Here is a 14884-nt window from a genome sequence, read left to right as displayed (position 1 = left end):
CGGCTCAGGCGGCCGTGTGGCTCCGGCGCACGTCGTCGTCCGTCAGGATGCCGCTGGCGCGCAGCAGGGCGGCGAAGCGGCCGTTGCTCTGGCTGAGATCGTCGAACGTACCCATCTCGGCGATCTTGCCGTGGTCCATGAAGACGACAAGATCGGCCTCGCGGACCGTCGACAGACGATGCGCGATGATGAAGGTCGTGCGGTTTCGGCGCAGGGAATCGATGGCCGCCTTCACGCGCGCCTCCGTCTCCACGTCCAGCGCGCTCGTCGCCTCGTCCAGCACGAGGATCGGCGCGTTCTTGAGGATCGCGCGGGCGATCGCGATGCGCTGGCGCTCGCCGCCCGACAGGCGGTTGCCGCGTTCGCCGACATGCGTCTCGTAGCCACCCTGGCGCGAGGTGATGAAGTCGCCCGCCGCGGCCGCTTCCGCCGCCGCCTCGATCTCCTCCTGCGTCGCGCCTTCGCGGCCGAGGCGGATATTGTCCGATATCGAGCGGTTGAGCAGGCCCGCATCCTGGAAGACGGTGGCGATCGAGCGGCGCAGGGACCGGCGCGTCACGGTCGAGATATCGACGCCGTCGATGAGGATCTGGCCGGATTTCGGCTCGTAGACACGTTGCAGGAGGTTGACGAGCGTCGTCTTGCCGGCGCCCGTCGGGCCGACGATGGCGACGGTCTGGCCGGCCTCCACCGTGAAGGAAACGTCGCTGACGCCCTGGGTGGCGTTGGCGAAGTCGAAATCGACGTTGCGGTATTCGACCTTGCCCTTGACCTCGCCGAGATCGCCGGCGCTGGTCGGCTCCTCGCGCTCCTTGACGGCGTCCTCCAGCGAGAAGAAGTCCTCCAGCTTGGCGCGGGCCTCGAAGATCTGCGTGGCGAAGGCCTTCATCTGGTCGAGGCGGCCGATGAGCAGGCCGGCGAAGCCGATGAAGGCGATGACGTCGCCCACCCGGATCTCGCCCTGCTGCACGAGCACCGTGCCGATGACGAGGATCGTCATCATCGAGATCGTCGAGGCGATGCGGTTGAGGGCGCTGGCCAGCGCCCACCAGTCGAGCACCGGATATTGCGCATTGATCAGCCGTTCGGCAAAGCGCTTCAGTTCCCGCGTTTCGGCCTCGATGCGGTTGTAGCTGTGCACCACCGAGACGTTGCTGATCGAATCGGACACATGGGAAAAGACGGTGTGATAGTGGTTCTCGACCGAAGCCTGGCCTTCGCGCGTGCGGTTCATCACCACCTTGCCGATGATGACATAAAGTATGCCGAGCACCACGAGCACCAGCGAGAGGCGATAGTCCATCGCAAAGGCCGTGGGGATGAGCAGGACCAGCGCGACGGCCGTAGCAAGGTGCGTGCGCATGAATTCGAGCCAGAGGCCGAACAGCGTCTCGCAGGCGCGCAGCAGCGTATGCAGCGCATTGGACGTGCCGCGCTGGCTATGCCAGGCGAGCGGCATGGAGATGATGCGGCCGAAGGCTTCCGTCAGAAGGCTCGCCCGCCGGCCATGGGCCAGCCGGTCGGCCTCGCGCGCGACGAGCACGAAGGCGATCGTGTTGAACAGGCCGAAGCCTGCCCACAGGAAAAGCATGGGCGTCACGTCGCCCTTGGTGGAGATGGCGTCGATGATGCGGCCGAACAGGATCGGCTCGGCGATGGCGATCACCGCGAGCACGATATTGGCCGCGACGACCGAGCCGACGCGCAGCTTGTAGACGCCGAGATAGCGGAGGGCTCTTGTATAGACCTGAAACAAAGACACGAATGCGGGCCTTTCCGGCGATACCTGTTGTGCGGTGCAGCGTTGGCACCCTCTGTCCCTTGGCTCAGCCTATTAATCAGTGGAAGGGGCAAAAGTTCTTCACGGGCGAGCAAATTTCATGACTCGCCTGAAATCTTGCGTGATTGTACGATTTCAGGTCAGCCATGCGTGCAAAACGATTGATTTTCGCACCACCTTCCTGCCATCTATCAGACGGGGACGATGAACGGGGCGCTTGGGCCGATTGCGGCCGGGTTCAGCTTTATCAGTTGGTTAACAAAGCTATTCAAGCGCGGGGCACATGAAGATCAACTTGCTGGTGCAGTTTCTTGCACTGATCGACGAACTGCGCGGCCGGGAGGAAACCACGGCGGAGTTCGAGCGTCTCATCAAGTTGTACGGGTTCGACTACTACGGCCTTCTCCAGGCGCCGAGGCCGGTGGAGAGCCCGCCGGGTCTGCTGCTTGCCGGTCATTGGCCCAATGGCTGGCCGGAAACCTACCTGCGCAAACGCTATATGCAGGTCGATCCGACGGTGCGCTATCTCGGCCATGCGCAGGCGGGTTTCCGCTGGCGCGACACGCTGGGCGCGTTCCGCCTCAGCCCGCATCGCAAGCGCATGGAGCGCATGATGGTGGATGCCCGCCAGAACGGGCTGGAGGACGGCTATGTCTTCCCCGTCCATGGCCGGCGGGGGCTTCTCGGCAGCCTCAGCCTCGGCGGCAAGCCGGTCGACCTGGAAAGCGTGGAGGTCGGGCTGTTCGACAGCATCGCGCGGCGGCTCTACTGGAAGCTCATCCATGCCGCCGATCCTGAGGCCGCCGAGCGCCTTTCCGCCATCGTGGACGTGGAATTGACGCGCCGCGAGATGGAGGCGCTGAGCCTGCTTTCCGAAGGCATGACCTCCCACGACATCGGCCGGGTGCTCGGCATTTCCAGCCACACGGTCGACTGGTACATGAACGGCATCCAGGAGAAGCTGGGCGCGCGCAACCGCCACCACGCCATCGCCATCGCCTTCCGGCTGGGCCTCGTCTCCTGAGACCTTGCCGCACCGCGCTTTAGGAAAACGCCGTGTCCCGCCCCCGCTGCGCAACACCGTTGCGCCGGCTGCGGACGCGCCTTCGCGGAAATTGCGTCCATCGCTGCAAATCTTTTGCCCGATGACGACTCCAAAATTGAACTTTGAAAATAACCCGCTAATAATTCTCTTCGCGGGTGCAGCATTTCCCGCTTCCAAGTCATTGAGGAGTCCGACTTGCCCATTTCCAAGATCCTTGTCGCCAACCGTTCAGAAATCGCCATTCGCGTGTTCCGCGCGGCCAATGAACTGGGGCTCAAAACGGTCGCGATATGGGCGGAAGAGGACAAACTGGCACTGCACCGTTTCAAGGCGGACGAGAGCTACCAGATCGGCCGCGGCCCGCATCTTTCCCGCGATCTCGGGCCGATCGAGAGCTATCTGTCGATCGACGAGGTGATCCGCGTCGCGAAGCTCTCGGGAGCCGACGCCATCCACCCCGGCTACGGCCTTCTGTCGGAAAGCCCGGAATTCGTCGATGCCTGCGATGCGGCCGGCATCACCTTCATCGGCCCGCGGCCCGACACGATGCGCCAGCTCGGCAACAAGGTGGCCGCGCGCAATCTCGCCATTTCCGTCGGCGTTCCGGTCGTGCCGGCGACCGATCCGCTGCCGGACGACGAGGCGGAAATCCACCGTCTCGCCGCCACGATCGGCTACCCCGTCATGCTGAAGGCCTCCTGGGGCGGCGGCGGACGCGGCATGCGCGCCATCCGCGATGCCAAGGACCTGATCCGCGAGGTGACGGAAGCCAAGCGCGAGGCCAAGGCCGCCTTCGGCAAGGACGAGGTCTATCTCGAAAAGCTCGTCGAGCGCGCCCGCCATGTCGAAAGCCAGATCCTCGGCGATACACACGGCAATGTCGTCCATCTCTTCGAGCGCGACTGCTCCATCCAGCGCCGCAACCAGAAGGTCGTCGAGCGTGCGCCCGCGCCCTACCTTTCCGAGGCGCAGCGCCAGGAACTGGCCGGCTATTCGCTGAAGATCGCCCATGCCACCAACTATGTCGGCGCCGGCACGGTCGAATACCTGATGGATGCCGACAGCGGCAAGTTCTACTTCATCGAGGTGAACCCGCGCATCCAGGTCGAGCACACGGTCACGGAGGTCGTGACCGGCATCGACATCGTCAAGGCACAGATCCACATCCTCGACGGCGCGGCGATCGGCACGCCGGAATCGGGCGTGCCGGCGCAGGACGATATCCGCCTCAACGGACACGCCTTGCAGTGCCGCATCACCACGGAAGACCCGGAACAGAACTTCATCCCCGACTACGGCCGGATCACCGGCTATCGCTCGGCCTCGGGCTTCGGCATCCGCCTCGACGGCGGCACGGCCTATCCGGGCGCGGTCATCACCCGCTTCTACGATCCGCTGCTCGTCAAGGTCACGGCCTGGGCGCCGAACCCGCTGGAAGCCATCACCCGCATGGACCGCGCGCTGCGCGAATTCCGCATCCGGGGCGTCGCGACCAACCTCACCTTCCTGGAAGCGATCATCGGCCACGAGGCCTTCCGCCACAACAGCTACACGACCCGCTTCATCGACACGACGCCGGAGCTCTTCCAGCAGGTCAAGCGCCAGGACCGCGCGACGAAGCTCTTGACCTACCTCGCCGACGTCACCGTCAACGGCCATCCGGAGGCCAAGGGCCGCCCGAAGCCGCCGGCCGACGTCGCAAAGCCCGCCGTGCCCTTCATCGAGGGCGAGATCGTCGCCGGCACCAAGCAGAAGCTCGACGAGCTTGGGCCGAAGAAGTTCGCCGAATGGGTGCGCGGGGAAACCCAGGTCTTCCTCACCGACACGACCATGCGCGACGGCCACCAGTCGCTGCTGGCGACGCGCATGCGCACGCACGACATCGCCCGCGTCGCCGGCACCTATGCGCGGGCGCTTCCGCAGCTCTTCTCGCTGGAATGTTGGGGCGGCGCCACCTTCGACGTCTCCATGCGGTTCCTGACGGAAGACCCGTGGGACCGCCTCGCCCGCATCCGCGAGGACGCGCCGAACCTGCTTCTCCAGATGCTGCTGCGCGGGGCGAACGGCGTCGGTTACAAGAACTATCCCGACAATGTCGTGAAGTATTTCGTCCGCCAGGCGGCGAAGGGCGGCATCGACGTCTTCCGCGTCTTCGACTGCCTGAACTGGGTCGACAACATGCGCGTCTCGATGGACGCGGTTGCAGAAGAGAACCGGATCTGCGAGGCGGCGATCTGCTATACCGGCGATCTCCTCAACTCCGCCCGTCCGAAGTATGACCTGAAATACTATACCGCGCTTGCGAGCGACCTGGAAAAGGCCGGCGCGCACATGATCGCGGTCAAGGACATGGCGGGCCTCCTGAAGCCGGCCGCCGCCCGCGTGCTCTTCAAGGCGCTGCGCGAGGCGACCGACCTGCCGATCCATTTCCACACCCATGACACGTCGGGCATTGCCGCCGCGACCGTCCTTGCCGCCGTCGAATCCGGCGTCGACGTGGTGGATGCCGCCATGGACGCGCTGTCGGGCAACACCTCCCAGCCCTGCCTCGGCTCGATCGTCGAGGCGCTGAAGGGTTCCGAACGCGATCCGGGCCTCGATCCGGAATGGATCCGCCGCATCTCCTTCTACTGGGAGGCCGTGCGCTTCCAGTACGCCGCCTTCGAGAGCGACCTCAAGGGGCCGGCCTCGGAGGTCTATCTCCACGAGATGCCCGGCGGCCAGTTCACCAATCTCAAGGAACAGGCCCGCTCGCTCGGCCTCGAGACCAAGTGGCACAAGGTCGCCCAGGCCTATGCCGACGCCAACCGGATGTTCGGCGACATCGTCAAGGTGACGCCGTCCTCCAAGGTGGTGGGCGACATGGCGCTGATGATGGTCTCCCAGGACCTCACCGTCGCCGATGTGGAGAACCCGGCGAAGGACGTCTCCTTCCCCGAATCCGTCGTCTCCATGCTGAAGGGCGACCTCGGCCAACCCCCGGGCGGGTGGCCGGCAGCACTCCAGAAGAAGGCGCTCAAGGGCGAGCAGGCCTATACCGCCGTGCCGGGCTCGCTGCTGCCGCCGGCCGATCTCGATGCCGAGCGCAAGGCCATCGAGGACAAGCTGGAGCGCAAGGTCGACGATTTCGAATTCGCCTCCTACCTGATGTACCCGAAGGTCTTTACCGACTACGCGCTGGCCGCCGATACCTACGGCCCGGTCAGCGTGCTGCCGACGCCGGCCTATTTCTACGGCCTTGCGCCGGGCGAGGAGCTCCAGCCGGAAATCGAGAGGGGCAAGTCGCTCGTCATCCTGCACCAGGCGAGGAGCGAGCCGGATGCGCAGGGCATGGTGAAGGTGTTCTTCGAGCTGAACGGCCAGCCGCGCCTCATCAAGGTACCGGACCGCAACCGCGCGGCCACCTCGGCCGTCCGCCGCAAGGCCGATACCGCCAATACCGCCCATCTCGGCGCGCCGATGCCGGGCGTCATCTCGACGGTCTCGGTCTCGGCCGGCCAACAGGTCAAGGCCGGCGACGTCCTGCTCTCCATCGAGGCCATGAAGATGGAGACGGCGCTGCATGCGGAAAAGGACGGCACGGTCTCCGAGGTGCTGGTCAAGGCCGGCGACCAGATCGACGCCAAGGACCTCCTCATCGTCTACGGCGCCTGAGCGGCTGAAAAACATGGATAAGGATGTGGGATGGGCGCGCCATTCCACATCCGTCTCTTGTCTTCGGACGATTTCGGAGGCAAAACCGGCGCTCGCTTTTCCCGAATTCTGTCATGAACCTGAGGCTTCCGTGAGCTTCGTCATCCGCACCGCCGCCCTTGGCGATATCTCCGCCTTCACCGAGATCTATCGCGACTCCGTGCTGAACGGGGTGGCGAGCTACGAGATCGACCCGCCGTCGCTCGACGAGATGGAGACGCGCTTCAAGGCGATCACCGACAAGGGCTATCCCTATATCGTGGCCGTCGAGCAGACCGGGCTCATCCTCGGCTATGCCTATGCATCAGCCTTCCGCACGCGGCCGGCCTATCGCTGGCTGGTGGAGGATTCGGTCTATCTGGCGCCGGAAGCGCGCGGCAAGGGTGTCGGCAAGGCGCTGCTGGCCGAACTGATCCGCCGCGCGACGGAACGCGGTTTCCGGCAGATGGTGGCCGTCATCGGCGGGGCGCACCCGGCCTCCATCGCCGTGCACAGCGCGGCGGGTTTCGAACACAGCGGCCGCATGACGGCGACCGGCTTCAAGCACGGCCGCTGGCTCGACACGGTGTTCATGCAGCGCGCGCTCGGCGAAGGTGCGGGAACCGAACCGTCGGCGACGGATTTTCCGGGAACGCTGGTGTAGAGCATTTCCAGCCGAAGCGTGATCGCTTCGCGTCGGACAATGCGGCAAAAACAAGAAGATAGAGCCGTTACGTCTCGACGAGGCGCAGCACCTTGTCGAAGACCTTCAGCACCTGCTTCAGCTCGTGGCCGCGCTTCAGGATGGTGCCGTGCGTGTTGATGACGCTGTAGGCGCCCTGCTTGGCGGCGAGCTTGGGGTTCTTCTCGATGCGGTAGAGCGGCATTTCGCCGGAGCGCTTGAAGACGGAGAACACCGCCCTGTCGCGCAGGTGGTCGATAGCGTAGTCGCGCCATTCCCCTTCACCGACCATGCGACCATAGACCCAGAGGATTGCGTCGAGTTCCCGTCGATGGAAGGTTACCGGCAAGGGATCCTTGTTGTTCCGGTAGTCCATGAGGTCGACCACGACGTTGGAAGCCTGCAAATCCGGCTGATCGGTCATCGAATCTCCGCGCTTCCTCCATGACGGCTCGATGACAGTGTGCCTGAGCGGTGTCGAAATGCAAGGCGGATGGTCGGCGCGGGCGTTTTCGCAAAAATCCGTCTCGCCGCAATTCAGACAAACAGACGCCCAAATTAAAAGCGAGAGTTCGGCCGTCGCAGCCTGTACCGGCCCGCTGCCTTGTGCGGGAAGCCGGCCTGTCCGGGAAGCGTCTGTCGAAGTCGCCCCTGTATTCCGTTGCCGGTGACTTCGTCCAGGTCCGGTCCGTCTTTCTTCGAACCCTCAAGCCCCAAGCCCCTCGAAGAAGCCGGACCGGACCTCCCCTGAACGCTTGCGCGCCCCGGGTTGTTCGTTTCTCCATGCTGTTTTCGCGCAGCCGCCTGCTGTCGCGCGAGGCGCTACCGCGACGCCTTGTCGCCGGTCAGTACCGTCGCGCCGAGGATGGCGCCGGGCGTATCGGCCGTGCGCATGCGCTGGAGCAGCACGGCGCAGCCGCCGGACTTCTTTTTCTTCTTCAGCATGTCGGCGGGCAGCACCAGATTGGTCTCCTTGCCCTCCCACATGCCGATCGTCTCCATGTCGGTGACGGCGTGCCAGTAGTTGACGGTCTTGCCGCGGTTCTCGCCCTTGTCGATGTTGATCGTGCGCTCGCGCTCGAAATAGGCGATGACGATATTGGCCTTGCCTTCGCCCGGGCCAACGCGGATGCGCAGTTCGTCGTTCTCCACCGCGACGTCGACCGGCACCCGGAGGCCCTTCTTCTCGCCGGGCATGGCGCTGAGCCGCGAACGGATGCCGCTGATGTCGGCGCCGTTGATGTGCTCGCGGCCGTTCAGCACGGCCTGCGGTGTGTAGACGCCGTTGCGGCCGAACATGCGGGCATAGGCATATTGCCGGTCGGTATTGTCCTTCGAGGCGAGCGTGTCCGCCCAGCCGAGATAGTTCCAGTAGTCGACATGGTAGGAGAGCGCGACGACCTCGCCCTCGCGCGCCAGCGCCTCTAGCGCCTTGTCGGCGGGCGGGCAGGACGAGCAGCCCTGGCTGGTGAACAGCTCGACGACGCCCTTGGGCCGAACGGTCTCGCCGGCATGGGCTGCATCGATACCCGCTCCCAGCGTCAGCAGGATCGCCAGACAGTGCGGAATGTGCGGTCTCGGCATGATCAATTCCAGTGGAGCGCCGACAACGGCCAGCCTTTCGAGCCCGTCATACGCGCTTGCCCTTTCAACAGGAAGTCACGATGGAGTGAGCTTCATAGCTGAGAAAAATGCTCCGGAAAATAGAAATGCCGGGGTTTGCAACCCCGGCATGAGACTGTTGATCAAATCCGCCCAACCTTCCCCGCCATCATGGTCGGACTTGGCCCGGCCATGACAGAGGTGGCCGGGGCACTGAAACCGATCAGGCGGCGAGGTCTCTGAGGACGGTTTGGAGGATGCCGCCGTTGTTCATGTACGTGACCTCGTCGAGGGTATCGATGCGGCAGAGCAGCGGGATGTCGCGGACGGTTCCGTCGGCATAGGTGATCCTGGCGATCTTCCTCTCGCGCGGCTTGATGTCGCCTTCCAGGCCCTCGATGGTGACGATCTCGTCGCCCTTCAGGTCGAGGCTCGCCCAGCTCGTGCCGTCCTCGAAGACGAAGGGCACGATGCCCATGCCGACGAGGTTGGAGCGGTGGATGCGCTCGAAGGACTGGGCGATCACCGCCTTGACGCCGAGAAGGTTGGTGCCCTTGGCCGCCCAGTCGCGCGACGAACCGTTGCCGTATTCCACGCCCGCGAAGATGACGAGCGGAACGCCCTCCTCCTTGTACTTCATCGCCGCGTCGTAGATCGACAGCTCCTCCTTCGTCGGATAGTGGATCGTGTAGCCACCCTCCTTGCCGTTCGGTCCGAGCATGTGGTTGCGGATGCGGATATTGGCGAAGGTGCCGCGCATCATCACCTCGTGATTGCCGCGCCGCGTGCCGTACTGGTTGAAGTCGGCCACGGCCACGCCGTTGCCCGTGAGATAGGCGCCGGCAGGGGACGCCGCCTTGATCGAACCGGCCGGCGAGATGTGGTCGGTGGTGATCTTGTCGCCGAACAGGCCCAGCACCCGCGCGCCCCTGATGTCGGAAAGGCCCGAGCCGGTCTTGCCCATGCCCACGAAGTAGGGCGGGTTCTGCACATAGGTCGACTGGTCGTCCCAGGCATAGGTCTGGCCCGCCGGCACCTGCACGTCCTGCCAGTTGGCGTCGCCCTTGAACACGTCGGCATATTTCGTGGCGTAGAGCTCGCGCGTGACATACTTCATGATGAACGCCTGGATCTCCTTGGAGGAGGGCCAGATGTCCTTGAGGTAGACGGGCTTGCCGTCCCTGTCCTGGCCGAGCGGTTCGCTCGTCAGGTCCTTCCGCACGGAGCCGGCCAGCGCATAGGCGACGACGAGCGGCGGGGAAGCGAGGTAGTTCGCCTGCACGTCCGGCGAGATGCGGCCCTCGAAGTTGCGGTTGCCGGAGAGCACGCCGGCGGCGATCAAGCCCTTGTCGTTGATCGTCTTCGAGATCGGCGCCGGCAGCGGGCCGGAATTGCCGATGCAGGTCGTGCAGCCGAAGCCGACGAGGTTGAAGCCGAGCGCGTCGAGATCGGCCTGCAGGCCGGACTTGGCAAGATATTCGCCGACGACCTGCGATCCCGGCGCCAGCGATGTCTTCACCCAGGGCTTGGTCTTCAGGCCCTTCGCGACCGCGTTGCGGGCGAGAAGACCGGCCGCGATCAGCACCGACGGGTTCGACGTGTTGGTGCAGGACGTGATGGCGGCGATCGCCACGTCGCCATGGCCGATGTCGTAGTCCGTGCCCTCGACCGGATAGCGGTTCTCAAGCTGGCCCGGCTTGTTGTAGTCGCCTTCCAGCGAGGCGGCGAAGCCCGAGGCGATGTTCTCCAGCGGGATGCGGCCCTCGGGACGCTTCGGGCCGGCCATGGCCGGAACGACGTCGCCGAGGTCCAGCTCCAGCGTGTCGGTGAAGACGAGGTCGGAACCGTCGCCGTCACGCCACATGCCCTGCGCCTTCGAATAGGCCTCGACCAGCGCGATGCGCTGCTCCTCGCGGCCCGACATGGTCAGGTAATTGACCGTCTCGGCATCGACCGGGAAGAAGCCGCAGGTCGCGCCGTATTCCGGGCCCATATTGCCGATCGTCGCGCGGTCGGCCAGCGTCATGTTGTCAAGGCCCGGGCCGAAGAACTCGACGAACTTCGACACCACACCCTTCTTGCGCAGCATCTGCACGACCATCAGCACCAGGTCGGTCGCCGTCACGCCTTCCTTCAGCCTGCCCGTCAGCTTGAAGCCGATGACCTCCGGCAGCAGCATGGAGACCGGCTGGCCGAGCATGGCCGCCTCCGCCTCGATGCCGCCGACGCCCCAGCCGAGAACGCCAAGCCCGTTGATCATCGTCGTGTGGCTGTCCGTGCCCACACAGGTATCCGGGTAGGCGATGGTCTCGCCGTCTTCGTCCTTGGTCCAAACCGTCTGGCCCAGATATTCCAGATTGACCTGATGACAGATGCCCGTGCCCGGCGGCACCACGCGAAAGTTCTTGAACGCCTGCTGGCCCCACTTCAGGAAGCGGTAGCGCTCGCCGTTACGTGCGTATTCGAGCTCCACGTTGCGGGCGAAGGCCGTCGGCGTGCCGAACTCGTCGACGATGACCGAATGGTCGATGACCAGGTCGACGGGAACGAGCGGGTTGATCTTCTCCGGATCGCCGCCGAGCGAGACCATCGCATCGCGCATCGCCGCAAGGTCCACCACCGCCGGAACGCCGGTAAAATCCTGCATCAGGACGCGCGCCGGGCGATAGGCGATCTCGTTCTCCACCGTGCCCTTGTTCGAAAGCCAGGCGGCGACGGACAGGATATGCTCCTTCGTCACCGAGCGCCCGTCCTCGAAGCGAAGCAGGTTCTCAAGCAGAACCTTCATCGAATAGGGCAGCTTCGAGACCCCGGAAAGCCCGTTCGCCTCGGCCTTCGGAAGGCTGTAATACACATAGTCGGTGCCGTTCACCGTCAAGGTCGAACGACAATTGAAACTGTCTAGGGATCTGGACACGTTATACCCCGTTCCGTCTGGTCGCCAGAAACTGACGTACGAACGCCCGTGCGCCGAAACGCGTATGGGATGCGGGTGCGGCCATTTCCGCTGTCCGTACCCGGAAATCACTCCCCGTGTTCGGCGCTGAATATCAAATTCACGCCGACCGCTGGCGTGTCGCCGGCGTTATAGATAATTTCTAAGAAACGTTCCAGAGTGCCGGACGGCAAATCGGGACAATTTTTTGCGTTGCGACCAGGGTCGTGAAAAGAAAGTGAACGCCATGCGGCTCGTCGCCGAGGGATTGTGTGCCAAACGCGGCGAAGATTTGATTTTCCAAGATATTTCCTTTGAAATCGCCGGCGGCGAAGTCTTGATCGTCAAGGGGCCGAACGGCTCCGGCAAGTCGACGCTGCTGCGGGTCCTGGCCGGGCTGCTGCCGGCCGAATCGGGGACGGCGAAACTCCTTGCTGCAGCGCACCCGGTCGAGCGCCTCGGCGAGGCGGCGCACTATCTCGGCCATCGCAACGCGATGAAGCGCGAACTGACGGTGGAGGAGAACCTCGCCTTCTGGAAGGCCTTCTTCGGCGATTTTTCCGGCGGCGAGGGCGCCAGCGTCGAGACGGCGGTGGAGGCGGTCGGCCTCGGCGGCATCGCCCACCTGCCCTTCGGCTATCTTTCGGCCGGACAGCAGCGCCGCATGGCGATGGCCAAGCTGCTCGTCGCCTGGCGCCCGGTCTGGATCCTCGACGAGCCGACGGCGGCGCTCGACGTGGCGGCCGAGGCAATGTTCGCCGGCCTCGTCACGGCGCATCTCGCCCGCGGCGGCCTTGCCATCGCAGCGACGCACCAGCCGCTCGGGCTGGAGGGCGCGCCGGAGTTGCGGATGACGGGATTTGTACCGGCCGATGCGGGGGATTGGGCATGATGTCCCTCCTCCTGCGCGACCTAAAACTCTCCGTACGTGCCGGCGGCGGCGCGCTGATCGGCGTCCTGTTCTTCATGACGGTCGTCGCGGTCATTCCGTTCGGCGTCGGGCCGGACCTCAACCTGCTGTCGCGCATCGGCCCGGCGATCCTGTGGATCGGCGCGCTGCTCGCCTGCCTGCTCGGGCTCGACCGGCTGTTCCAGGCCGAGTGCGAGGACGGATCGCTCGATCTTCTCCTGATGCAGGAGACGCCGCTGGTGCTGACGGTGTTCGTCAAATGCCTGGCGCACTGGATCGCGACCGGCCTGCCGCTCGTCATCGCCTCGCCGCTGCTCGGCCTCTTCATGAACATGGACGAGGTGGCGATCGGTGCGACGACGCTGACGCTTCTTGCCGGCACGCCGGCGCTGACCTTCATCGGGGCGGCGGGGGCCGGCATTGCCGTGGCGCTGCCGCGCGGCGGCCTGCTCGTGTCGATCCTCGTGCTGCCGCTCGCCATTCCCGTGCTGATCTTCGGCGTCAGCGCGGTCTATGCGGCGATCGAGGACCCGGCGCCCTTCCTGCCGCCCTTCCTCGTCCTCGTCGCGCTCAACCTGTTCTTCGCGGTCATCGGCCCGGTGGCGGCCGCGGCGGCGCTTCGGCTTTCCAGCGACTGACGCGGCGATTTGACGGGAATGTGATTGCGGCAGATCAATTGAAGCCGGGGGGCTTCCGCGTTAAAGAACCATCATGAGCGAACCGAGCCTTGCCATCCGCAAATTCAGCGACCTCGCCAACCCGACCCGGTTCCTGGCGCTGGTCGCGACCGTCTGGCCCTATCTTGCCGGGCTGACGCTCTGTCTTTTCGCCGCCGGTCTCTACCTTTCCTTCACGACAACAGGCGACTACCAGCAGGGCGAGACGGTGCGCATCATGTATGTGCATGTGCCGGCGGCCTGGCTCTCCATGATGTGCTATACCGTCATGGCGCTTTCGGCGCTCGGCACGCTCGTCTGGCGCCATCCGCTCGCCGACGTCTCCGCCAAGGCGGCCGCCCCCATCGGCGCCTGCTTCACGCTGGTCGCCCTCATCACCGGCTCGCTCTGGGGCAAGCCCATGTGGGGCACCTGGTGGGTGTGGGACGCGCGGCTCACCTCCGTCTTCGTTCTGTTCCTGATGTATCTCGGGCTGATCGCGCTCAACCGCGCCATGGACGATCCGACGCGGGCGGCCAAGGTGAGCGCCGTGCTCATCCTCGTCGGCTTCGTCAACATCCCGATCATCAAGTTCTCCGTCGAATGGTGGAACACGCTGCACCAGCCGGCCAGCGTGGTGCGGCTCGACGGGCCGACCATCGACCCGGAATTCCTCTGGCCGCTCCTCGTGATGGCGGTTGCCTTCACGCTTCTGTTCTTCACGCTGCACATCCTCGCCATGCGCAACGAGATCCTGCGCCGGCGGATCGCCGTGCTGCGCCGGCACGCCGCAAGGGCCGCCGGCCGTCCGGGAGAGACTGCATGAGCCATGCCTTCTATGTCACGGCGTCCTATGCCGCCGCCTTCGCCGTCACGGCGGGCCTCGTCCTCTGGGTCTGGCTTGATCACCGCGCGCGGCACCGCGAGCTGGCGCGGCTGGAAGCCGCCGGCATCCGCCGCCGTTCGGCGCGCGACGGGGACAAGCCATGAGCAGCACCGACAATACCGGGAGCAGCGGCAAGCGCACGCGCCTCGTCCTGGCAGCCCTTCCCCTGGCGATCTTCGCCGGCATGGCGGCGATCTTCTTCGTCATGCTGACGGACCCGGACCGCGACACGTCCGAAATCCCCTCCGCGCTGATCGGCACGAAGGCGCCCTACCGCGATCTCGAACCGCTGGCGGGAGCCATGAAGGGCGGCGCCCAGGTGCCGGCGCTCACGGCCGAAAGCGGCAAGGGCAAGCTGACGCTCGTCAATTTCTGGGCGTCCTGGTGCGTGCCCTGCCGGCAGGAACATCCGGTCATCCTGGCGCTGTCCAAGGATCCGCGCCTCAATGTCGTCGGCGTCAACTACAAGGACGGCAGCGAGAACGCGCTGCGCTTCCTCGGCGAGCTCGGCAATCCCTTCTCCGCCATCGGCCTCGATCCCGTCGGCAAGATGGCGATCGACTGGGGCGTCTACGGCATCCCGGAATCCTACCTCGTCGGTCCTGACGGCACGATCCTCTACAAGAAGGTCGGCCCCTTCGATGACAGGAGCCTCAAGGACGGGCTCTATCCCGCCATCGAGAAGGCGCTCGGCACGCCCGCGCAGGCCGGCTGAA

The 14884-nt window shown here is 65.1% G+C and carries 12 protein-coding genes; 8 read left to right on the top strand and 4 right to left on the bottom strand.

The features are described from left to right. Positions 1–4 precede the first annotated feature (4 nt). Positions 5–1762 (bottom strand): glucan ABC transporter ATP-binding protein/ permease, encoded by a 1758-nt coding sequence (locus tag AB3G45_RS26720; RefSeq protein ID WP_367833402.1) that lies wholly within the window; start codon positions 1760–1762, stop codon positions 5–7. Between the two features lie 301 nt (positions 1763–2063). Here AB3G45_RS26720 and AB3G45_RS26715 point away from each other — a divergent pair, with 301 nt between their 5' ends. The 3 genes from AB3G45_RS26715 to AB3G45_RS26705 all read left to right on the top strand — a co-directional run bounded on the left by AB3G45_RS26715 (position 2064) and on the right by AB3G45_RS26705 (position 7161). After that, entirely contained in the window at positions 2064–2804 is a 741-nt protein-coding gene (locus AB3G45_RS26715) for a LuxR family transcriptional regulator (RefSeq protein ID WP_367833401.1), read from the top strand. Positions 2805–3020: 216 nt separating this feature from the next. Further along, a complete protein-coding gene (gene pyc / locus AB3G45_RS26710) occupies positions 3021–6479 on the top strand; it encodes a pyruvate carboxylase (RefSeq protein WP_367833400.1) in 3459 nt (1152 codons plus the stop codon). Between the two features lie 130 nt (positions 6480–6609). After that, positions 6610–7161 carry an N-acetyltransferase family protein gene (locus AB3G45_RS26705; RefSeq protein WP_367833399.1) on the top strand — a complete coding sequence of 184 codons (552 nt, stop codon included), beginning with the start codon at positions 6610–6612 and terminating at the stop codon, positions 7159–7161. A gap of 67 nt (positions 7162–7228) precedes the next feature. Here AB3G45_RS26705 and AB3G45_RS26700 read toward each other — a convergent pair whose 3' ends face one another. The 3 genes from AB3G45_RS26700 to acnA all read right to left on the bottom strand — a co-directional run bounded on the left by AB3G45_RS26700 (position 7229) and on the right by acnA (position 11698). After that, positions 7229–7603, bottom strand: a complete 375-nt coding sequence (locus tag AB3G45_RS26700) for a DUF2794 domain-containing protein (protein ID WP_367833398.1) — start codon at positions 7601–7603, stop codon at positions 7229–7231. 398 nt (positions 7604–8001) lie between these two features. Further along, entirely contained in the window at positions 8002–8763 is a 762-nt protein-coding gene (locus AB3G45_RS26695; RefSeq protein WP_367833397.1) for a DUF1223 domain-containing protein, read from the bottom strand. A gap of 241 nt (positions 8764–9004) precedes the next feature. Then, on the bottom strand, positions 9005–11698 hold the full coding sequence (acnA, locus tag AB3G45_RS26690; protein ID WP_367828708.1) for an aconitate hydratase AcnA: 2694 nt from the start codon (positions 11696–11698) through the stop codon (positions 9005–9007). Positions 11699–11963: 265 nt separating this feature from the next. Between acnA and ccmA the strand changes: the two genes are divergently transcribed. The 5 genes from ccmA (at position 11964) to AB3G45_RS26665 (ending at position 14883) form a co-directional block, all read left to right on the top strand. Then, positions 11964–12608, top strand: a complete 645-nt coding sequence (ccmA, locus tag AB3G45_RS26685; RefSeq protein ID WP_367833685.1) for a heme ABC exporter ATP-binding protein CcmA — start codon at positions 11964–11966, stop codon at positions 12606–12608. Further along, positions 12605–13264, top strand: coding sequence for a heme exporter protein CcmB (gene ccmB, locus AB3G45_RS26680; RefSeq protein WP_367833396.1), 660 nt, complete (start codon positions 12605–12607; stop codon positions 13262–13264). The genes ccmA and ccmB overlap by 4 nt, the downstream gene beginning before the upstream one ends. A gap of 73 nt (positions 13265–13337) precedes the next feature. Next, positions 13338–14108 (top strand): heme ABC transporter permease, encoded by a 771-nt coding sequence (locus AB3G45_RS26675; RefSeq protein ID WP_367833395.1) that lies wholly within the window; start codon positions 13338–13340, stop codon positions 14106–14108. Further along, positions 14105–14272: a heme exporter protein CcmD gene (gene ccmD, locus AB3G45_RS26670; protein ID WP_367833394.1), complete on the top strand. Its 168-nt coding sequence runs from the start codon at positions 14105–14107 to the stop codon at positions 14270–14272. Before AB3G45_RS26675 ends, ccmD begins: the two co-directional genes overlap by 4 nt. After that, the gene (locus tag AB3G45_RS26665) at positions 14269–14883 is read left to right on the top strand and encodes a DsbE family thiol:disulfide interchange protein (protein ID WP_367833393.1); all 615 of its coding nucleotides are present in this window, start codon (positions 14269–14271) and stop codon (positions 14881–14883) included. The genes ccmD and AB3G45_RS26665 overlap by 4 nt, the downstream gene beginning before the upstream one ends. Position 14884 lies beyond the last annotated feature (1 nt).

Origin of the sequence: Shinella sp. S4-D37, assembly GCF_040812195.1 — a bacterium.
In the GTDB taxonomy this organism is placed as follows: domain Bacteria; phylum Pseudomonadota; class Alphaproteobacteria; order Rhizobiales; family Rhizobiaceae; genus Shinella.
Note: the sequence above shows the minus strand (reverse complement) of the source record. Positions and strands in the feature narration are given on the sequence as shown.